The following is a 21,797-nucleotide window of genomic DNA, read 5'->3' on the forward strand; positions in this document are numbered from 1 at the left end:
GGCTATCTGGGCAAGACGCCGGCCGCAGGCATGGCGGCCGCCTTCGGCGCCTGCGGTCCGCCGGAATAGAATTTCGAGGCCGGGTTCTCCTGCATGAAATCGTAGGCGACCATGCCGAGCGGCCGCTTTTGCCGTTCCGATGCCGCCTGGTGCCAGGGGATCACCTGGCGCAGCGCCTCGAGCGCCGCGGTTGGCGCCTCGCCGAATTTCCGCTGCGGGTTCTGCGCCTTGCGGATTTCCATCCAATAGCTTGCCGTCAACAGGTCCTGCGCCAAGAGATGGAAGGATATGTCGACCGCCTCGCGGGCGCGTTGCGTCTTGATGCGGGTCTGCCCTTCCAGGTCCTCGACGGTGGCGACGATCGCCTGGCCATTCGGCGTCACCGGCGTGCCGAGGTCGGCCAGTTCCTGCCAGAGATCGGTCGGCAGATAGCCGTCGAAGGTCGGGATGTCCTTGCGCTCGTCGGGCTTCAGCGCATCGGTCGGCTTGATCACGGTGAAGAAGGGATTGCGGAAGCGCTCGATGCGCTGCGCCACCGCGACACCGAGATTGGTGAGAGAGATGGTGAAAGCCTCGACCTGATTGGCCATGGGATAGGGATCCCAGTTGGCGTTGGAGAAGATGTAGCCGGACTTGCCGCCGCTCAGCGGCCCGCCCTTGATGTAATATTTCATGAATTGCGGCGTGCTCAGCTCCGGCGAACTCTGCGGCGTCAGGCCCGGCAGCACGGCCGGATTGTGATCCGACGAATTGATGGAGAGCAGCACGGATTGGCGCAGATCCGCCCAGGCCTGCCAGGCCGAGCCCTGGCGCTGGCTGGAGGCGCGCATGCTTTCCGGATCCTGGATGATGCGGGCCTGATCCTCGTCGAAGAGATAGCTGCCCTTGATCATGTCCATGACCCGCGCGGCATCCCATGTCAGCCATGGGTAAGGCCGCATGGATTGGACGGGTGCGGAAATCGGCGTCACGCTGGAATTCATGCCGTTCAGCCCCATGGCGTAGCTGAGGTCGGTCCACTCCAGCAGTTTTCGGGCGTCCTCCAGCAAAAGCACGGCCTGTGCCTGTGCGTAGGCATTGGTGCTGATCAGCGCGGCCTGGTCGGCGGCGAAAGGCTCGAGAGGCTTCAGACCGGCCTGCGAAAGGGCCTGTGTGGCCGGCATGCGGACGCCGTCGAGATAGGCTTCGCCTTCGCTGACCATGGCCGCGCCGATATTGCCGAGCGTCGCGAGGTCGCCTTCGCCGAGCGTGCCGCGCGATTGCACGACCGGCGTCACCCGCTTGTTCAGCATGTCGACCAGCATATGCGTCAGCTGCGGGCTGGCAGGCTCGTAGGACATGGTGTTGGCGCGGATCGCCATGATGGCGCGCACCAGCGCTTCTTCCTGCAGCTCCGGCCCGTAGCCTCTGTTGACGCCGCCCTTGAAGCGGGCGAGCTGCTGATCCTTGAGCAGCTTGCTGTTTTCCGGCGTCGTCGGATCGCCCGAGAAGATCACCGTCTCGCGCTGGTCGCCGGCGCCACGGTTGAACCAGTAGATGGTGACACCTTCGGCAGCACCTTCGAGCAGCAGGCCATAAGCGTCCGCCGAACGTTGCAGCGCCTCGGGGCTGAGCTCGACCTTGGCGCCGTTGCGAGCGATGTCGATGACCTGTTCGACGGTCAGGTCATGGCCAGTCAGCGTTATCGTCTTGGCCGCGGCTGTCTCGAAAATGGGCTGGTAGGCTGTCACCGCCTCGAAGGCGTGGGCGGGTGGAGTGGTAAGCGCCAGCGTCATGGTCAGGGCGCGGAGAAAAACCCCGGGTTTGGCAATTGCATCAAGCATAGGGGGACTCCCATTCACGAAGCGTTGGCCTCGGGCATCAAGTTCACCCCTCGGAAATTTTGTTTCCCGGAAAACTAGCCGGCGGCATTCGCCTGTCAACGCTTGATGCGAAGTAGGACCGATGGTGGAACGCGCGTGGCCCTATCGCGCCATGGCATGGTATTCGTCGTTCGGCCGCATGTCGATCGCGGCCGCGACACGGTTCGACATGTTGAAGAAGGCCGCGGTCGAGGCGATATCCCAGATGTCGCGATCGCTGAAGCCTGCCTGGCGCAGGGCGGCGCGGTCGGCCTCGACGATCGTGGCCGGCTCCTCGGTCAGCTTGACGGCGAATTCGAGCATTGCCGTTTGCTTCGGCGAAAGGTCGGCGGCGCGGAAATTCATCACCATCATCTCACCAAGCAGGGGATCGCCCGAGAGCTGGCGCACCGCCGCGCCATGCGCGGTCAAGCAGTAGTAGCAGTGGTTGATGGAGGAGACGGCGACCGCGATCATCTCGCGTTCCAGCTTCGACAGGCCGGACTCGCCCAGCATCAAATCATTGTACATGTCGGTGAAGGCGCGCAGCTTCTTGTCGTCGAAGGCATAGGCCTTGAGCACGTTGGGGACGAGGCCGAGCTTTTCCTCGCATTTGGCGAAATAGGCTTTTGTCGGCTCGCTCAGCTCTCCGGCGGCCAGGTCTAGCGCGGTGATTTTGCCGGTCATCGTGTCATTTCTCCTCGTCATGCGAAGCCTTGCCGCCGAATTCCGAGAATTCTTGGCAAGCCGTCAAACCTTTGTCGCCAAACAGCGGTCATCTGCTACCATAGCCGCAAAAGCATGCGACGGGAGGGAAGAAGCGTCATGGCCAGCGTAAAATCCGCAGCTAAGTCGAAGAAGAAGGCACCTGCGGCAAAGGCCGATGACAGACCGGCCAGGCTCGCCGATTACCTGCTCGCCCGCGCGCCGGCGGAGGATATCGCCGCCTATGACGTGGCCGACCTCGAGCGTGCCGCCGATCTCGCCGGCCAGGCGGTCGCCGCCCACAAAAAGGGTGAGTGCGTCGTCGCCGTCGACGCCGATTCGGGCGTGGTTCGCGAAGGCCGTCCGGTGACCGTCATCACGGTGGTCAACGACAACATGCCATTCCTGTTCGATTCCATCCTCGGCGAGGTTACAGAAACCGCCGGCGAACCGACCCTGGTCACCCATCCGGTGATTACGGTCCGCCATGGCAAGACGGGTGTCGACGAAATCCTCGGCGATGGCAATTTCGCCAGGGATGACGGCAGCCACGACCGGCTCAGCGTGATCCATGTCCATATTCCCCGGCTGACGCCCGAACAAGCAAATGGCCTGGCCGAGCGGCTGCGCAAGATGCTCGGCCAGGTCCATGCCGCCGTCAACGACTGGCGGCCGATGCTGGCCCGGCTCGATCAGGCCATCTCCGAATTCCGCTATTCGGCGGTGCCGCTCGACAAGAAGAGCGTCGCCGAGGCGATCGCCTTCCTGGAGTGGCTGCGCGACGACAATTTCACTTTCCTTGGCATGCGTGAATTCAAATACACCGGCGGCGAGGAAAGCGGCAATTTGGAGCGGGCCGAAAAACCCGGCCTCGGCATCCTGACCGACCCGGACGTGCTGGTGCTGAGACGCGGCACCGAGGCGGTGACGACGACCCCGGAAATCCGCGCTTTCCTGCACGGACCGGAGCCGCTGATCGTCACCAAGGCCAATGCCAAGTCGCTGGTGCACCGGCGCATCTATCTCGATTACATCGGCGTCAAGACCTACAGCGCCAAAGGCACGTTGGCGGGCGAACTGCGCATCGTCGGCCTGTTCACCTCGACCGCATACACGCGCTCGGTGATGAAGATCCCGTATCTCAGGTCCAAGGCCGAAACCGTCATCGCCAAGTCGGGGTTCGACCGCCACGACCACTCCGGCAAGGCGCTGATCAACGTGCTGGAAAGCTATCCGCGCGACGAGCTGTTCCAGGTTCCGGTGCCGATCCTGCGCAAGCATGCCGCTGCCATTCTGGGCTTGGTCGAGCGGCCGCGCGTGCGGGCGCTGGTGCGCGCCGACCAGTTCGACCGTTTCGTCTCGATCCTCGTCTTCGTGCCTCGCGACCGCTACGACAGCGTCGTGCGCGAGAAGATCGGCACCTATCTGAAAACTGCGTTCGAGGGCCGGCTGTCGGCCTATTACCCGGCTTTCCCGGAAGGCGGGCTGGCGCGCGTGCACTTCATCATCGGCCGCTCCGGCGGCAAGACGCCGAAGGTCGAGCAGGCGACGATAGAGGCGGCGATCCGCGACATCGTGCGCACCTGGGAAGATGCGCTTGCCGATGCGGCCGAAGCCAGCGGCAGCGACCCGGCGTTGAAAGCCATCGCCGCGCGGCTGCCAGAGAGCTACCGGGATACGTTCAGCGCTGGCGTGGCGCTGGCCGATGCCGGACGAATCGCCAAGATCAGCGCCGGCAATCCGATCGCCATCGATTATTACCGCCATGCCGAGCAGAAGCCGCACCAGGCGGCGCTGAAGATCTATCACCATGGCAGCCCGGTGGCACTGTCGCGGCGCGTTCCGGTGCTGGAGAACATCGGCTTCCGCGTCATCAGCGAGCGGACTTTCGAAGTCGGCGACGACCAGTCGGGCCTGGTCTTCATCCACGACATGGAACTGGAGAACAGCTACGGCAAGCCGATCGACCTCGCCGACGGCGGCGCGCTGTTCGAGGACGCTTTCCTGTCGGTGTGGCGGGGCGACGTCGACAATGACGGCTATAACGGCCTCGCCCAGACCGCCGGCCTGTGGTCGGGCGAGATCACCATCCTGCGTGCCTATGGCCGTTACCTGCAGCAGGTCGGCATTCCGCAGAGCCAGGATTTCATCGCCGCCGCACTCAACCGCTATCCCGAGATCGCGCGCGGCCTGCACGCGCTGTTCATCGCCCGGCTAGGCCCGACGGCCGAAACCGAAGGCGTGGTAGCGGCAAAGCACCTCAAGGCCAAGATCAAGGATGCGCTGGAGGATGTGCCCAACATTGACGACGACACCATCATCCGCCGCTACCTCAATTTGATCGAAGCCTCGCTGCGCACCAATCATTTCGTTGCCGATACGAGAGAAAAAGGCCAGTCGCTGGCGATCAAGCTCGAGTCGCAGGCGGTCGAGGGATTGCCGGCGCCGCGGCCATGGCGGGAAATTTTCGTCTACGGCTCGGAGGTCGAAGGCCTGCACCTGCGCTTTGGCCCGGTGGCGCGCGGCGGCTTGCGCTGGTCCGACCGCGCCCAGGACTATCGCACCGAGGTGCTCGGCCTGGTCAAGGCGCAACAGGTCAAGAACGCCGTCATCGTGCCGGTCGGCGCCAAGGGCGGCTTCTATCCCAAGAAACTGCCGATGAGCGCCGGACGCGACGCGATCTTCGAGGCCGGCACATCGGCTTACGAGAACTTCGTTTCCAGCCTGCTCTCGATCACGGACAATATCGGCCTGGACGGCGTCATTCCACCGGCAGGTGTCGTGCGCCGCGACCAGGACGATCCTTATTTCGTCGTCGCCGCCGACAAGGGCACGGCAACCTTCTCCGACACCGCCAACGCCATCTCCGAAAAGCACGGCTTCTGGCTCGACGATGCCTTCGCCAGCGGTGGTTCGGCCGGCTACGACCACAAGAAGATGGGCATCACCGCCAAGGGCGCCTGGGAAGCGGTCAAGCGGCATTTCCGCGAGATGAACCGCGACATCCAGACCTCGCCCTTCTCTGTCGTGGGCGTCGGCGACATGTCGGGCGACGTGTTCGGCAATGGCATGCTGTTGTCGCCGAAAACGCGGCTGATCGCCGCTTTCGACCATCGCGACATCTTCATCGATCCCGATCCCGACATGGCGGCCTCGATGGCAGAGCGCGAGCGCATGTTCGCGCTGCCGCGTTCGAGCTGGCAGGACTATGACAAGACCAAGCTGTCGGATGGCGGCGTCATCGTTTCGCGCAGCCAGAAATCGATCACCTTGCCGGCTGCCGCGGCGGCGGCGATCGGACTTGCCAAGACGACCGCCGCGCCGGTCGAGATCATGACCGCCATTCTCAAGGCGCCGGTCGACCTCTTGTGGTTCGGCGGCATCGGCACGTATCTCAGGGCATCGACCGAGACCAATGCCGAGGTCGGCGACCGTGCCAACGACGCCATCCGCATCACGGCGCTCGACGTGCGCGCCAAGGTGATCGGCGAGGGCGCCAACCTGGGTGTGACGCAGCGGGCGCGCATCGAGTTCGGCATGAATGGCGGCCGCTGCAACTCCGACGCGATCGACAATTCGGGCGGCGTCAACTGCTCCGACGTCGAGGTCAACATCAAGATCGCTCTGGCGTCGGCAATGCGCAAGGGATCGCTGACGCGGCCGGCGCGCAACAAGCTGCTGGCCGAGATGACCGACGAGGTCGGCGGGCTGGTGCTGTCCAACAACTACCAGCAGACGCTGGCGCTTTCGATCGCCCGCAAGCGCGGCCTCGCCGACATTGCGCATCAGAGCCGCTTCATGACGGCGCTGGAAGCACGTGGCCTGCTCGATCGTGTCGTGGAAACACTGCCGTCGCCGGCAGCGCTTGCCGAGCGCGAGGCGCGCGGCGAGCCGTTGACCCGGGCCGAGCTCGGCGTGCTGCTCGCCTATGCCAAGATCGTGCTGTTTTCCGACATCGTCGCCAGCGACGTGCCTGACGATGCGCATTTCGACCGCGACCTGATGGGTTATTTCCCGGACCGGATGGCGAAGAAATACGCTTCCGAGATCCATGGCCACCGGTTGCGCCGCGAGATCATCGCGCGTGTCGTCGCCAACGATCTGGTCAATCGCGGCGGGCCGTCCTTCGTCAACCGGCTGCAGGAGGCGACGGGGCGAACCGCAGCAGATGTGGTGCGCACCTTCGCCGTGGTGCGCGATGGCTTTGCGCTGCCCGCGCTCTATCGCGAGATCGACGCGCTCGACAACCAGATCGACGGCCAGGTGCAACTCGATCTCTATCAGATGGTGAGCCGGCTTATCTACATGAGCAGCGGCTGGTATCTGAAGAACGATGCCGGCACGGCACCGCTCGGCCAGCGCATCGCCGAACTGCAGGATGCGCGCAAGGCGCTGGAGCCCAAGCTCGTTTCGCTGCTGCCGGCTTTTTCGCGCGAGCGGATCGAGGAGAAGCGGCACGCGCTGTTCAAGGCGGGCGCACCGGAAAAGCTGGCCGAGCAGCTGGCGATGAGCGAGGCGGCGGAACTCATCCCCGACGTCGCGCTGACGGCCCGCATCGCCGGCGCCGATATCGTCGCGGCGGCCAAGGCGTTCTTCGCCGTCAGCGATGCCTTCCGCATCCCGCGCGTCGAGGATGCCGCGCGCTCGATCACGCCATCGGACTATTATGACCAGCTCGCTCTGTCCCGCGCCACCGACACGATCGGCGCGGCGCGGCGCGGTATCGCTATCGCCGCGCTTACCGGCCATGCCGAGGCGGCCGATCCGGTGGCGGCCTGGCTCGAAGCTGGTGGCGAGCGGGTGGCGCGCATCCGCGAACGGCTGCAGGCGTTGACGGAGGGCGGCGACATCACCGTGTCGCGGCTGTCGGTTGCATCGGGGCTGATGAGCGATCTGACGGGCATGTGAGCCAGCGGTTGTCCGTTTGCATGATCATTCGAAACATGCAGACATGGCGCCCGAAATGGGCGGAGCGGACGCCGGGGGAATCACTATGGCGGTAGAGACAGTGCAGCGGGCATCCGGGCGCGGCATCTGGGGTTGGATGTTCTTCGACTGGGCGGCGCAGCCGTTCTTCACGGTCGTCACCACCTTCATCTTCGGCCCCTATTTCGTTTCGCGCATGGCGGGCGATCCAACCACTGGCCAGGCCGTCTGGGGTTATGGCATCGCCGCAGCCGGGCTGGTCATCGCGGTGCTATCGCCGATCCTCGGATCGATCGCCGACCAGACCGGGCCGCGCAAGCCGTGGATCGCGTTTTTCGCGGCGATCAAGATCACCAGTCTCACCTTGCTCTGGTTCGCCGCGCCGGGTTCCAACCTGTTCTTGGTCGTGGCGCTCTTCTCGCTGGCCTCGGTGGCAGCGGAGTTCTCCACTGTCTTCAACGATTCCATGATGCCGCGGCTGGTCCCGAAGAGCGAGATCGGCCGCATCTCCAACGTGGCCTGGGGCCTCGGTTATCTCGGCGGCATGATCGCACTGATCTTCGTCGTCACCTGCCTGGCCGGCTCGCCGGAGACCGGCAAGACGATCATCGGCATCACCCCGCTGTTCGGGCTCGATCCGCAGCTGGGCGAGGATGCTCGCGCCACAGGGCCGCTGTCGGCCGGCTGGTATTTCCTGTTCATCCTGCCGATGTTTTTCTTTACGCCCGACGCCATCAAGGGCATCCCGATCGGGCCGGCGGTGCGCGAGGGCCTGTCGGAGCTGAAATCGACGCTGGCCGAGGTGCGCAAGCGCGGCGGCATCTTCCGCTTTCTCGTCGCCCGCATGATCTACCAGGATGGCGTCAATGCCTTGCTGGCGCTGGGCGGCACCTTCGCGGCGGGCATGTTCCACTGGTCGATCACCGAGATCGGGATGTTCGGCATCATCCTCAATATCGTCGCCATCTTCGGCTGCTGGGTCGCCGCCCGCCTGGACACCGCGCTGGGCTCCAAGGCGGTGGTGATGATTTCGCTGGTCATGCTGTCCATCGCCACTATCGGCGTGGTCTCGACCGGGCCTGGATTCACGCTGCTCGGCCTGATCCAGCTTTCGACCTCCGATTCAGGCGGCCTGTTCGGTACGGCGGCCGAAAAGGCCTACATCATGTACGGCCTGCTGATCGGCCTGGCCTTCGGGCCGGTGCAGGCCTCGTCGCGCTCCTACATGGCGCGCAGCGTGACCGCAGCCGAATCCGGTCGCTATTTCGGCATCTATGCGCTGGCCGGTCGGGCGACCAGTTTCCTGGCGCCGTTCATGGTGGCGACGATTACCGCCACCAGCGGCTCGGCCCGGCTTGGCATGGCGGCGATTATTTTGTTCCTGGCCATCGGCATGGCGATCCTGGTTCGCACGCCATATCCGGCGGATCGGCCGGAGTAGATGCTTCGATAATTCGCCCCACTGGCCGCCGAGCGGCAGGTTAGTGCCGGAAATGCCGCACGCCGGTGAAGACCATGGCGATGCCGTGTTCGTCGGCGGCGGCGATGACATCGTCGTCGCGCATCGAACCGCCCGGCTGGATCACGGCGGTGGCACCGGCTTCGATGGCCGACAGCAGGCCGTCGGCGAAGGGGAAGAAGGCATCCGAAGCGACCACCGAGCCCTTGGTCAACGGCTCGGCCATGCCTGCCGTCTCCGCTGCGTCGATCGCCTTGCGCGCGGCGATGCGCGAAGAATCGACCCGGCTCATCTGGCCGGCGCCGATGCCGACCGTGGCGCCGTCCTTGGCGTAGACTACGGCGTTCGACTTGACGTGCTTGGCGACGCGGAAGGCGAATTTGAGATCGGCCATTTCAGCCGGCGTCGGCGCGCGCTTCGTCACCACCTTCAGGTCGAGGTCGTCGACCACGGCATTGTCGCGGCCTTGGACCAGCAGGCCGCCTGAAACCGACTTGACCGTCGTGCCGGCCGTGCGCGGGTCCGGCAGGCCGCTGGTGACCAGCAGGCGCAAATTCTTCTTGGCAGCTATGATTGCCGCGGCCTCGTCGGTGGCGTCGGGCGCGATGATCACCTCGGTGAAGGTTTTCACGATTTCCTCGGCCGCCTCGGCGTCAAGGGTGCGGTTCAAGGCGACGATGCCGCCGAAGGCCGAGACCGGGTCGCAGGCGAGCGCCTTGGCGTAGGCCGCTTTCAGCGATGTGCCTTCGGCTACGCCGCACGGATTGGCGTGCTTGATGATGGCGACGGCGGCCGAGCGGTTCGGATCGAATTCGCCGGCCAGTTCGAAGGCGGCGTCGGTGTCGTTGATGTTGTTGTAGGATAGCTGCTTGCCCTGCAACTGCCGCGCCGTGGCGACGCCCGGCCGTTTGTCGCCATTGACGTAGAAGCCGGCGCCCTGGTGCGGGTTCTCGCCGTAGCGCATCACCTCGGCCAGCCTGCCGCCAAAAGCGCGCCAGGTTGGATGCTCGATTTCCAGCGCCTCGGCGAACCAGCCCGAGATCGCCGCATCGTAGGTGGCGGTGCGGGCGAAGGCCTTCGCGGCCAGTTTCTTGCGGAAATCCAACGACAGAGAGCCGATGTTCATCTCCAGCGCGTTGAGCACAGCGGCGTAATCGCCGGGATCGGTGACGATGGCGACATAGGCGTGGTTCTTGGCCGACGCGCGGATCATCGCCGGGCCGCCAATGTCAATGTTCTCGACGATCGCCGCGTAGTCGGCGCCGGAGCGGCGGACTTCCTCGAACGGGTAAAGATTGGAGACGACGAGATCGATCGGCTCGATGCCGTATTTGCGCATCGCCAATGCGTGCTCGGGGTCGTCGCGCACACCAAGCAGCGCGCCATGCACGGACGGGTGCAGCGTCTTGACGCGGCCATCCATGATCTCGGGGAAGCCGGTGAGCTCGGAGACGTCGCGCACCGCCATGCCGGCCTCGGCGATCGCTTTTGCCGTGCCGCCGGTGGAGACCAGCTCGACGCCGGCCGCGGCCAGTGCCCTGGCAAAGTCTATCAAGCCCGTCTTGTCGAAGACGGAGAGCAGCGCACGGCGGACCGGAACGAGGTCCGGGGCGGGAATGTTCTTGGCAGGAACGGCCATGGCTGGCGGCCTTTCATGTCTGGAGGAGCGTGCCCGCGCCGTAGCACATGAGGCTCGGAAATCAAGCGTTGGCTTTTCGCGGCATGCCATTGCCGCCGCAAGCTCAATTGTTTTCGGAATAACCGGCGATCTTTGTGCGGGTCAGCTGCCAGTGGACGTCGGCAATTTCGGACGCCTTGAAGGCGAGCACGATCTGGCGGCTGCGGCGCGGACCGCCAAGACCGGCGAAATAGATCGATTCCTCAACTTCGGGCACCACTTCGCTGGAGGTGAACACCCAGGTATCGGCCTGATCGCCGGTCAGGACCAGCCGCTCCTGCTCGTCCTGCAGCAGATTGATGTCGGGGTGGATGTGAAAGCGCACGGTGATGAAATCGCGGCCATTGTTGCGGATCGCTGTGCTGCCCGGCCGCTGGAACCGGTCCCGGCCCGCCAGCACATTGCCGTCCGAGGAGAGTTTCAACTCGCGCTCATGCAGGAAGCCGAAACGCTGGAGATAGCCGTCATGGCGGGCGACGAAGCCGTGGACGCCCTTCTGGTCGATGCGCTTGCACTGCACTTGCTGCGGGCCGCCGATCAACGGTGAACCCAACTGATCGTTTACCCGCAGCGCGTGGGTGAAACGCGCCGAAGACGTGTCGTTGATGGTGGCGGTCGAATGGGCGGCGGTGGCGCGGGCCAGCGGCCGGAACTCGGCGGCGCCGTAGGTGTCGATGCCGGCATTGACGATGTAGTGCTGGCGGCCCGACGACAGTTCAAAGGCAAGGCAGCCGGCATGCGCTGCATTGGACACGTCGACCGGTGGCGGCAGGCCGGTATCGGCGATGACGGTGGTGCCGCCCATCGCCAGCCGCTCATAGCCCGAATGCGGTGCATGCAGCAGCGGTGCGCCGGCGGTGTCGTCATGGCGCAGGATGGTGGCGATGCGGTCATGGATGGTGGCGCCCATGCCGTTGAATCGGGCGAGGCTGCCGTCCTGGTGGCGGAAGAAACGCAGTGCCGGCAGCATGCGGTCGATGGCGCCGATCAGCGCCTGCGGCGGCGCTTCGGCCTGGTTGGCATAGGTCTGGCGCAGCGGCAGGAGGTCGGCGAGGATTTCCAGCACCGCCATTGGATTGCGCGAGATGTGACCGCCGTCGGCAAGGATCTGGCGATTGAGTTCCCCGGCGAGGTTGCGGGTGGCGCCGCGCAGCGCCGAGGCCGGCGCCGGCAGGGACAGCGCCGCGAAGGCCAGCGCGATGCGGGCGCGCAGCCGGTCCTTGCCGTCGGGCATTTCGCGCGCCATCGACCTGAGATAGCGGATCTGCATGGCCAGCGATTTCAGGAAAGCGCGGTAGAAGGGGAACTCGGCACCCTGCAGCACGATGGAGGAGTGCTGCAGCCAGGCAATGATGCGTTTGGCGGTCGTGCCTGGCTCCCAGGCAACGCCCGAAATATGATTGCCATGCATGGCGATCCAGTCCGAAACCAGGGCACGGGCGTTGGCGGCGGCAAGCTCGGTGCCGGCGGCGCGCATATGGCGCAGCCAGCGGAAGCCATGCAGCGTTTTCTGCCAACCGTGATTGGGGACATTAATCTGGAAAGGGGATTTGCCGCCGGTCTCGACCAGGTGGCCGGACAGGGGATAACGGCCGTAGTAGATCTCGAGCGCGATCTGCGGATCGGCGAGGCGCAGGTCCGGCGGTGCGATCAGGACACGTTCGGGCGTGCGGCCCGAATAGCGCCAGCGATAGATCGGCCCGGCGCGCAGGCGCCGGCGCGTCTTGCGCCAGAACTCCTTCGCGACCAGCGTCCACAGACGCGTCGTGTTGCCGGCAGCAAGTGCCAAAACCCCTCCTGGTCGTCCTCTATCCCAAGCACAAGCTTATATGATTCAAGAACTTATGCGAAGGCGGATTTCGCCTCGGTAAGGCGCGCAACGGGGCCGTGGCCGGGTCGCCCCTAAAAAAGTCACGTCTTTTCCGGGCCATACAGCCGGTTTTCCTGCGACTTATGTCTTCTTGCGGCGGCGGCCAAACGCGCTGGGCCAACAGTTTTCGCGGTCCCGAAAGGGCCGCGGAACGCGGAAGGCATCGCCGATATAGACCCTCGTCGCGACCGTTCGATCGAATCGGTAGCCGCCGCAATTGCCTCGCGAACAGGATGCGCGGCTGAAACGGCGTGAGCAAATGGAGGTCGGTTTCCTATCCATAGGAAGGGGGCCGAATGATAAGATATTCTCCGGCCAAGGTCGAACCGATCCAGGTGATTGAAATGTCGGTATCAACGGATGAGCAGGCATTTCCGGACACCCCGCCGGTTGCCCTCACAGCTGACGGCAAGCTGCTGTCGACAATGCCGAACAGGCTCGGATACCTTTCCGCGACCGACCCGTCCGTCGGCATTGAAGCCATCCGGCATCTTTATGCGACCCAAGGCTATGTCTGGCTGAAGGGCCTTCTGCCCCGCAGGGAAGTGACCGATTTTCGTGGCTGGGTGCTTTCCCATCTTGCCGAGAGCGGGCTTTTGGAACCCGGGACGGATCCCTCGCTCGGCATCGCTTCGGATCGTGCCATCGACCGTCAGCTCGCCGAGCGCCGGCTGATGTCGGTGGTCCGGTCAACCGGTTATGAAGGCTTTTGCGCGCAGCCGCGCCTGTCGCGCTTGATGGATGGTTTCGTGGGCGGCCTATCCTATCTGCACAAACGCAAGATCATGCGCTTCACCTTGCCTGGAACGGCCACCGCGACGCCGGCGCATTACGATCTCGTTTATCTGCGCGGCGGCACCAACCGGGTGGTGACGACCTGGATACCGATCGGCGACGCGACCATCGACATGGGCGGCCTGGTCTACCTGGAGGGATCACACGCCGTCGGCGTCGCCCTGGAGAGACAGTTCAACAAGGACAATTCCGCTCTCAGTCCGCAGGAGCGCATCAGTGCCTATAATCGCAACATGAGTGAGGGCGGCTGGGTGTCGAAGGACCTGCCCGATATGGCGGAGCGGTTCGACACGCGCTGGCTGATGGCGGATTTCGAAGCGGGCGACATCGTCCTTCACTCGCCCTACATGATCCATGCCTCGACGACCAACCAGAGCCTCGATGGGCTGATCCGGCTGTCGACGGATATCCGCTACCAGAATGTCGACGACGAAATCGATGCCCGCTGGGGCAATCATTGGAGCCTTGATGACATGCTTTAGAGCGTTCAGCGTTCGATGGAATCGCCGCCCGCTCTAGCTCTTTGTCTTCACGCAATTCCGGACGGAAAACCGTTACACGCTTTTCCTGGGATTGCTTTAGCCGGCACGCCGCATGCGGGCCGCGTAGAAGCCGTCGAGGCCGGAAATCGCGGGTGCGCCCAGCACCATGTCGGCGGGCGTGGTGCGCAGCGCGCCATCGGATGTGAGGAACGGGTCGAGACAGGCAAATTCACCCGGCCGGATCGGATCGGTGGTCACCCCCGGATTGTCGACCAGGAAGGCGCGGTAGAGTTCCTCGCCTTCCCGCGGATCGAGCGAACAATTGGAAAAGACGATCCGGCCGCCGGGCCTGACCAGCATCACGGCGCGGGCGAGCAGCCTGCGTTGCAGGTCGGCGAGTTTTTCGACGTCCGCCGCCGTCTTGGTCCACGGCACGTCGGGATGTCGCCGAACGGTACCGGTCGAGGAACATGGCGCGTCGAGAAGCACGGCGTCGAACAACTCCGCCGGCTCGTATTTGAGCAGATCGGCCTGGACGATTTCGGCGGAGAGGCCGAGGCGCGCAAGGTTCTGCGTCAACCGCGCCAGCCGGTTCTTCGAAGTGTCGACGGCGGTGACCTTGGCACCGGCGAGAATGAGCTGCGCGGTCTTGCCGCCGGGCGCGGCGCAGAGATCGGCGACGCGCAATCCGCTGACATCGCCGAACAGTCTTGCCGGCAAGCTGGCCGCCGCGTCCTGGACCCACCATGCACCCCCCGCGAAGCCCGGCAATTCGGTGACGGCGCCGGCAAGCTTCTCCACCCGAACCGTGCCCGTCGGCAGGACAATGCCGCCAAGCTTTTCGGCCCAGAGTTCGGGATCGGCCTTGACCGAGAAATCAACCGGCGCCTCGTGGCGGTGGGCAGCCAGGATCTGCCGGGCCTTTTCGGCGCCATAGGCGGCCTTCAGCTGGTCGGAAAACCATTTCGGCGCTTCGTCGGTGGCGGCAAGCGCGGCCGGAAGCTCGGATTCCTTGGCCCGCGCGAGCGTGCGCAGCACACCGTTGACCAGGCCGGAAAAGCGCTGCGTGCGAGGATCGGACTTGGCGTGGGTCACCGCGAGGTCGACGGCGGCGCTGTCGGGAATATCGAGGAACAGGATCTGCGCCGCCGCCACATGCAGGATATGCGACAAGGCGGTCGCGTTGGGCGGCAGCGGCTTTTCCAGGCGCCGCGCCAGGAGCCCCGCTACGGTCATGCGGTAGCGCAGCGCGGTGACCAGTATGGCGCGGACCAGGCCACGGTCGCGCAGATCAAGCGCCTTGTATTGCGGATGGCCGTTCTCGTGATCGGTCAGGCCGTCGAGCGGTGTGCGGGCGTCGATGACGGCGGCCAGCAGTCGCGCCGCCGCCTTGCGCGCGGCAAGGCCGGCAACGAATTCGCCGCCGGCATTGTGATCCTGATCGCCTGAAACCGTGCGTCGAGGTGCCCTGCCCGCGACGCTCACGACCACCGGCCCTTGGGCCCGGTCGGATTGCGACCCCACGGATTGGATTTTGGGCTGGCCGGCCCGGTCGCCCGTTCTGGCGCGGTTGGCTTGCCCCACGGTCCGGTCATCTCCGGCTCGTCAGCCTGCGTTGACATCGGCGCTTGGCGCTGCGTGGCTGGCGGAGCGCCTTCGCCCATCCGCTGTGCCATCGCCTGCAGCGCGGCGATGCGGTTGTCGGTGCTCGGATGGGTGGAGAACAGACTGTCCATGCGCTCGCCATGCAGGGGGTTGATGATGAAGAGATGCGCCATCGCCGGATTGCGCTCGGCATCGGGATTGGGAATGCGTTCGGCCCCGCGGGCGATCTTGTCAAGCGCGGAGGCCAGCCACAGCGGGTGTCCACAGATTTCGGCGCCGCGCCGGTCGGCCTCGTACTCGCGAGTACGGCTGACCGCCATCTGCACGATCATGGCGGCGAAGGGCGCCACGATCATCGCCGCCAGCACGCCGACAAAGCCGAACGGATTGTTGTTTTCGCGGCTGCCGCCGAGGAAAAAGGCGAAATTGCCGAGCATCGAGATGGCGCCGGCAAAGGTGGCGACGATGGTCATGGTCAGCGTGTCGCGGTGCTGGACGTGGGCGAGCTCATGCGCCATCACGGCGGCGACCTCCTCATGGGTCAGCCGCTGCAGCAGGCCGGTGGAGGCGGCGACCGCCGCGTTCTGCGGATTGCGGCCGGTGGCAAAGGCATTCGGTTGCGGATTGTCGATCAGATAGGTCCTGGGCATCGGCAGGCCGGCCTGTTTGGCCAGCGCCTGGACGATGGCGTAATATTCCGGCGCGTTTTTCTCGTCGACCTCGACGGCGCGATTCATCGACAGCACCATCTTGTCGGCGTTCCAGTAGCTGAACAAATTGGTGCCGGCGGCAATGACCAACGCGATCATCATGCCGCCCGAACCGCCGATCAAAAAACCGACGCCCATGAACAGCGCCGTCATGGCGGCGAGAAGCATGGCGGTGCGAATGGTGTTCATCGTCTGCTCCTGTCCGGATGGTGGTGAAAAAGGCTCGATCCTCGTGAGGTCATCGCTATATGATGGGAAACGCCCGTTCCCGTTTCAATCCACTGGAAATATCGCATGAACGACGAAACCAGTAAAACGCCGCCCGGCCCGGACGATGGCACGCCGCCACGGGAGCTGACGCCCGCCGCCCGCCGCGCGCTGCAGGAAGCCGAGGCAAGGCGGCAGGACTACCGCCGCAAGGAAGCAGCACTTCCGCGGGAGATCGGCGGCCGTGGCGGCAAGGAGCCCGGCCGCTATGGTGACTGGGAGGTCAAAGGCCTGACCAGTGATTTCTAGCGACTGATCTCAAGCAGCGTTGCGCTGCGGCTCGAGCGCAACCCAGCCTCGCTCGTCGACGGTGATGCCGATTGCGTCATAACCTGATATCGCGGCGTGCTGTGTTGCCAGGGGGTGCTGGTGCGTGGCGTTGATCACCATGACCGAAGCGCCCGCCGCCTCCGCCGCCGCGATGCCGGCCGGGGCGTCCTCGAACACCAGGCAATCGCGCGCGTCGAAGCCAAGGCGTCTTGCGCCGAGCTGGAAGCAATCTGGCGCCGGCTTGCCGCGGGAAACGTCCTCCGCCGCGACGAGGACCGCGGGGACGGGAATGCCGGCGACCTTCATGCGTGCAAGCGCCAACGAGCGTGGCGCCGAGGTTACGATCGCCCAGCGCTCCGGCGGCAGGGAATTGAGGAATGCCACGGCGCCGGCGATCTGGACGATGCCGTCGAGATCGTCGGCCTCGGCCTTCAGCAGCAGATCCGCTTCGTGTCTCGGGTCGACGCCCGGAAGCGCCAGGGCGGTGATGGTCTCGATCGCCCGTACGCCGTGGATCGTCGGCAGGAAGGCCGCGACATCGAGGCCGTGGCGCCGCGCCCAATCGCCCCAGACCCGCTCCGCCGAGGCGATGGAATTGATGAGCGTGCCGTCCATATCGAAGAGGAAGGCGGCGAATTTTCTGCCAGCAAACATGATTTTCCTTGAAGTGCGGGGGAGGGGTCGAGGGAGGACGCAACCGTAACGCCAAGGCGCTGACATGGAAAGGCGCGCGAGCGCATTTGGGGAAAGGCGCGCGAGCGCATTTGGGGCGCGATCCAGGGAACCACCGTCACCTTGCAACGTTTCAAACGTACAATTCCCACCACGCGAACCAAGGGACGACGCCCATGCTGATACGCCTCGGCTATGAGATTGCCATCGAATGCGCCGAGGCCACTCCGGTGATTTCGCTGCTCGAGATTCACAAGGACAGGCAGGCCGACATCAAGCGGCAGACGCGTGTCCTGACCTCGCCTTCGGTGCCGACCAGACTCTATCATGACCTGCACGGCAATGCCTGCCGCCGCTTCACGGCGCCGGCCGGCGGCTTTCGCATCCTTTATGACGCGGTCGTGGAGGACAGCGGCGAGACGGATGAGGTCAATACGCTGGCCCGGGAAATGCCCGTCGCCGAGCTGCCCGACGAGGTGCTGTTCTATCTCCTGGGCAGCCGCTATTGCGAGACGGATCATCTGAGTAACCTTGCCTGGCAGCTCTTCGGCCATCTTCCTTCCGGCTGGGCGCGGGTGCAGGCGATCGTCGACTATGTCCATAACCGCCTGTCCTTCGGCTACGGCTATGCCCGTTCGACCCGCACCGCCGCGCAAGCGCACGAGGAACGTGTCGGGGTGTGCCGAGACTTTGCCCATCTGGCGATCACGCTCTGCCGCTGCATGAACATTCCGGCGCGCTACGTGAACGGCTACCTCGGCGATATTGGCGTGCCGGCGGATCCCGCGCCGATGGATTTCTCGGCCTGGATGGAAGCCTTCCTGGACGGCAAGTGGTATACGTTCGACCCGCGCCACAACCGGCCGAGGACCGGTCGCGTTGTCATTGCGCGCGGCCGCGACGCCACCGACGTTCCCTTGCTGCACAGTTTCGGCCCGCACCGGCTGAGCTTGTTCAAGGTATGGACCTACGAACAGGAAGGCAGGCTGTTCAATCCACCCTATCACGGCATCGACAGGACGGTCAGCGCGCGGATGCTGGCCTAGCTGCGTTGATATTCAGGTGAGGCCGGGCTGCAAATGGTTTGGCCTGACCTGAATCTCAACACACCTGGCCGGGTTTGTGCCTCGACATGCTTCGCAATCCTGGGACAGTTGGCCCGCTTCGGGACAGAGATGCTGTGCCGCAACAAGACGTCGCCAGACACCGGACCAGCACTTCGGTCTGGGCATGGTAAGCGTCCGGTAAAGGTGCGCGCGGATACACGCTGACGTTTACCGACCGTTCACCTCCTTACCCCGTGAAAATCCAATGAAAGCAATGTTCTGCTGGTGAATTCCCGATCGCGGATCGGGTCGCCTCCCGTTCCGGCTGGAATCCTGCATTGCCCCCGATGCGGCGACGAGGCCGAGGCAAGTGGAGGCTGTTGGATGCGGAATTACGGGGGTCTTGTTCACGCGGTCGGCGGCTTCGCCAGAGACCGCAGTGGAAATTTCGCGGTCCTGTTCGGCTTTGCTGCCTCGGTCTTGGCGCTGGCCGCAGGCTTCTCGGTCAATATCACGCAGCTCTACAACGCCAGATCGAGCCTGCAGGGCGTGCTCGACGCGGCAGTGACATCGACGGCACGTGACCTGACCACCGGCGCCATCAAGGAGGCCGACGCAAACAAATCCGTGCAGGCCTTTCTCGACGCCAACGGCACGGGGGGCATTCTGCACGCTGGCCAGATCGTGCTCGACAAGCTGATCGTCGACAGGACCGCCAACACGGTCCAGGCGGATGCCCACGTCGATGTCGGCCTCTATTTCCCGTTGTTCAGCACCGGTGACATGCAGCGCGTCGGCGCTTCCACCAAAGCGCTCTATTCCGACAAGCAGATAGAGGTGGCCATGATGCTCGACATAACGGGATCGATGGCCAAGCGGGGCAACGTCAACAAGATCGGCGATCTGAAAGTCGCTGCGACGAACGCCGTCAAGACGATGCTCGAGAACCAAGACCCGAAGAACCCCCGCGTCCGTGTCGCGATTGTGCCCTACGCATCTGGCGTGAACGCCGGAAAACTGGCCGAAAACGTCTATGCCGAGAAGCAAGGGAGTTCCGAACTGCCACCCGTCGCCGGCAGTTCGCTTCTCGTTGCCAAGACGGGCAAAAATCTGCTGCCGACCTTCAGCGACTACGTCTCCATAGTTGGGGCGGCCATGCCACACCCGGATAATTGCGCCACAGAGCGCAAGAATAAGAACGGCGATGCCGACTTGAGCGCCGATGGCCCTGACACGGTTCGCACAGACAGGAACGGCAAGAAATATTATGCCCTGGTGAATCGGGACGATCATCTCAGCGACCAGGGAATGAACAAGTGTCCTGACGCGCAAGTGATCCCGCTGACCGCGGATTCGGAGGCATTGCTTGATTCGATCGACGACTTCCAGGCCGATGGTTATACGGCCGGCGCGATCGCCATTCAGTGGACCTATTACATGCTGTCGCCGCAATGGCGCGCTGCGATCGAGAATGCCGGTCTCGGCAACGGCGCTTCGAACGCCGATGCGAAGAAGGTCGCCAAGGTTGCGATCCTGATGACCGATGGCCAGTTCAATACCGCCTTCGCGGGTGTTGCTGGGAGATACAACAGCCAGGGCAATCTTGCGCGCGGCAATGCTGAAACGCTGTGCGACAATATGAAAAATGACGACATCGAGATTTTCACCATCGGCTTCGACCTCAACGAAAAGGATATGTCGGCAACCGAGAGGGATCAGGCAAAGGCGGTGCTAAAGGATTGTTCTTCGAAAGACGCCTCCGCCGCCGAGAGACATTATTTCGAGGTGTCCACCGGGCTGGAATTGGATAATGCCTTTCAGGAAATCATCCGCAACACCGAAAAGGTCGTACTGACCCAATAGACCGTAAAAAGGAAAAGGCCGCCGCTTCTTTCGAAGCCGGCGGCCTTCCGTGTTTCCGTCCATGGCGCGGCTCAATGGTGGTGACGCTTACGTCACCGACCGCGCATCTCGCGCCTTAACGGGAAGACTGCTTCCCGAAAGTGCAATCCGCTGAGCCCACGTTCTGGAAAACGAAATCACTCGACATCGGATCACCTCCTTTCGATTTGTTGAACACACACTCATGATGGGGTGCGTTGCAGCAAATGACAAGATGCCGGGTGGAAAAAGCGTGACGTGCTTGCGATCCGCGGCCCAAAAGGACAACATCGCGTCATCGACCGCGGGGAAGGGCATGGACGCCACCGAAAGAGCTGCGCGCATCGTTCGAACGGTAGTCGAGGCGATCAAGCCCGGCTTCGCGATCAGGCTGTGGACCGGCGAGCGGATCGGCCCCGCCACCGGCCCCGTGCTGGTCATCAACGACCACGACATTGTCTGGCAGATCGTTCGCCGACCGTCCCTGTCGACCCTTATCGAGATGTGGATATCCAAGGCCGTCGACATCGAGGACGGATCGCTGTTCGATTTCTATGCCCTGCCTTCGACGGGCAAGCTGCGGTCGAAGCTGAAGGCATTGCCGAAACGGGCGCTTCTGCGTGACTTGCCGGCGGTGCTGTTTTCGAGAAAGCAGATGGCGTCGCGAGTTGATCTCGCCGGGCGCAACCCGTTCGTCAGCGGCTCCAGCAAGGAGGCGATCCAGCATCACTATGATATCTCGAACGCCTTTTACGGGCTCTTTCTCGACGAGCGCATGGTCTATAGCTGCGGGTATTTCCAGGATTTCGCAAACGGCATCGACGAAGCGCAGGTCGACAAGCTCGACCATATCTGCCGCAAGCTTCGGCTGAAGCCCGGCGAAAGATTGCTCGACATCGGCTGCGGCTGGGGCGCGATGCTGATCCACGCCGCGAAAAACTATGGTGTCGTCGGACACGGCGTCTCGCTGTCGCAAGCCCAGACCTCACTAGCGCGCGAGCGCATTCGCGCCGAGGGTCTGGAGGACAAAATCACCATCGAGATAAAGTCCTATGCGGAGCTCACCGGCACCTTCGACAAGATATCGTCCATCGGCATGTTCGAGCATCTGGGCCTGGCAAACCATGCCGCTTATTTCTCCGCTGTCCACCGGCTGCTGAAACCGGGCGGCATCTATCTGCATCACGCCATCACAAGGCGCAGCAAGGGCGACGTCAAGAAGACCCTGCGCAAGGGGCCGGAATACAAGGCGCTGATCAAATACATCTTCCCGGGTGGCGAACTCGACACGATCGGCATGACATCAGGCAATCTCGAAGCACACGGCTTCCTCGTCTATGACGTCGAGAATTTGCGCGAGCACTATGCCCGCACCTGCAGGCTGTGGGCCGAGCGTCTGCAGGCGCGGTTCGACGAGGCGATCGCCGAGGTCGGCGAAGCCAAGGCGCGGCTGTGGCTGCTTTACCTGAGCGGCTGCTCCATCACCTTCGAACGCGCCTCGGCGCAGATATTCCAGACTGTCGCCACCAAACGCGCGCGAGGCCCGAGCGGCCTGCCACCGACGCGGGCGGATCTTTATCGATAGGCTTG

At 64.0% G+C, this 21,797-nt stretch carries 14 protein-coding genes; 7 read left to right on the forward strand and 7 right to left on the reverse strand.

The window, feature by feature from the left end; all coding sequences use genetic code 11:
• Window positions 1–2: 2 nt before the first annotated feature.
• Window positions 3–1,823, reverse strand: coding sequence for an aromatic amino acid ammonia-lyase (locus FJ943_RS03715; RefSeq protein WP_140719851.1), 1,821 nt, complete (start codon window positions 1,821–1,823; stop codon window positions 3–5).
• A gap of 141 nt (window positions 1,824–1,964) precedes the next feature.
• The gene (locus FJ943_RS03720; RefSeq protein WP_140719853.1) at window positions 1,965–2,528 is read right to left on the reverse strand and encodes a peroxidase-related enzyme; all 564 of its coding nucleotides are present in this window, start codon (window positions 2,526–2,528) and stop codon (window positions 1,965–1,967) included.
• 138 nt (window positions 2,529–2,666) lie between these two features.
• Between FJ943_RS03720 and FJ943_RS03725 the strand changes: the two genes are divergently transcribed.
• Both FJ943_RS03725 and FJ943_RS03730 read left to right on the forward strand, forming a co-directional pair.
• Window positions 2,667–7,454, forward strand: coding sequence for an NAD-glutamate dehydrogenase (locus tag FJ943_RS03725; protein ID WP_140719855.1), 4,788 nt, complete (start codon window positions 2,667–2,669; stop codon window positions 7,452–7,454).
• An 85-nt stretch (window positions 7,455–7,539) separates the two neighbouring features.
• Window positions 7,540–8,913 carry an MFS transporter gene (locus FJ943_RS03730; RefSeq protein WP_140719857.1) on the forward strand — a complete coding sequence of 458 codons (1,374 nt, stop codon included), beginning with the start codon at window positions 7,540–7,542 and terminating at the stop codon, window positions 8,911–8,913.
• Between the two features lie 40 nt (window positions 8,914–8,953).
• Here FJ943_RS03730 and purH read toward each other — a convergent pair whose 3' ends face one another.
• Window positions 8,954–10,570 (reverse strand): bifunctional phosphoribosylaminoimidazolecarboxamide formyltransferase/IMP cyclohydrolase, encoded by a 1,617-nt coding sequence (gene purH, locus FJ943_RS03735; RefSeq protein WP_140719859.1) that lies wholly within the window; start codon window positions 10,568–10,570, stop codon window positions 8,954–8,956.
• 103 nt (window positions 10,571–10,673) lie between these two features.
• Complete coding sequence (locus tag FJ943_RS03740) at window positions 10,674–12,398, reverse strand: heparinase II/III family protein (RefSeq protein ID WP_140719860.1); 1,725 nt, start codon at window positions 12,396–12,398, stop codon at window positions 10,674–10,676.
• Between the two features lie 425 nt (window positions 12,399–12,823).
• Here FJ943_RS03740 and FJ943_RS03745 point away from each other — a divergent pair, with 425 nt between their 5' ends.
• Window positions 12,824–13,756, forward strand: coding sequence for a phytanoyl-CoA dioxygenase family protein (locus tag FJ943_RS03745; protein WP_140720360.1), 933 nt, complete (start codon window positions 12,824–12,826; stop codon window positions 13,754–13,756).
• A 96-nt stretch (window positions 13,757–13,852) separates the two neighbouring features.
• Here the strand turns inward: FJ943_RS03745 and FJ943_RS03750 are convergent, their stop codons facing one another.
• Window positions 13,853–15,241 carry an RsmB/NOP family class I SAM-dependent RNA methyltransferase gene (locus FJ943_RS03750; protein WP_181174483.1) on the reverse strand — a complete coding sequence of 463 codons (1,389 nt, stop codon included), beginning with the start codon at window positions 15,239–15,241 and terminating at the stop codon, window positions 13,853–13,855.
• A complete protein-coding gene (htpX, locus tag FJ943_RS03755; RefSeq protein ID WP_140719864.1) occupies window positions 15,238–16,260 on the reverse strand; it encodes a zinc metalloprotease HtpX in 1,023 nt (340 codons plus the stop codon). Before htpX ends, FJ943_RS03750 begins: the two co-directional genes overlap by 4 nt.
• Before the next feature lie 105 nt (window positions 16,261–16,365).
• On the opposite strand from htpX, the gene FJ943_RS03760 reads away from it, so the two are divergent.
• A complete protein-coding gene (locus FJ943_RS03760) occupies window positions 16,366–16,587 on the forward strand; it encodes a DUF1674 domain-containing protein (protein WP_015315148.1) in 222 nt (73 codons plus the stop codon).
• Window positions 16,588–16,596: 9 nt separating this feature from the next.
• On the opposite strand, the gene FJ943_RS03765 is transcribed toward FJ943_RS03760, so the two are convergent.
• Window positions 16,597–17,262, reverse strand: coding sequence for an HAD-IA family hydrolase (locus tag FJ943_RS03765; RefSeq protein ID WP_140719866.1), 666 nt, complete (start codon window positions 17,260–17,262; stop codon window positions 16,597–16,599).
• 194 nt (window positions 17,263–17,456) lie between these two features.
• Here FJ943_RS03765 and FJ943_RS03770 point away from each other — a divergent pair, with 194 nt between their 5' ends.
• From FJ943_RS03770 to FJ943_RS03780, 3 genes are all read left to right on the forward strand, one after another.
• Window positions 17,457–18,326, forward strand: coding sequence for a transglutaminase family protein (locus FJ943_RS03770; protein ID WP_015315150.1), 870 nt, complete (start codon window positions 17,457–17,459; stop codon window positions 18,324–18,326).
• A gap of 384 nt (window positions 18,327–18,710) precedes the next feature.
• Complete coding sequence (locus FJ943_RS03775) at window positions 18,711–20,189, forward strand: TadE/TadG family type IV pilus assembly protein (RefSeq protein ID WP_140719868.1); 1,479 nt, start codon at window positions 18,711–18,713, stop codon at window positions 20,187–20,189.
• Between the two features lie 334 nt (window positions 20,190–20,523).
• Window positions 20,524–21,792, forward strand: a complete 1,269-nt coding sequence (locus FJ943_RS03780) for a cyclopropane-fatty-acyl-phospholipid synthase family protein (protein WP_140719870.1) — start codon at window positions 20,524–20,526, stop codon at window positions 21,790–21,792.
• Window positions 21,793–21,797 lie beyond the last annotated feature (5 nt).

Source organism: Mesorhizobium sp. B2-3-10, assembly GCF_006442275.1.
Lineage (GTDB): Bacteria > Pseudomonadota > Alphaproteobacteria > Rhizobiales > Rhizobiaceae > Mesorhizobium > Mesorhizobium australicum.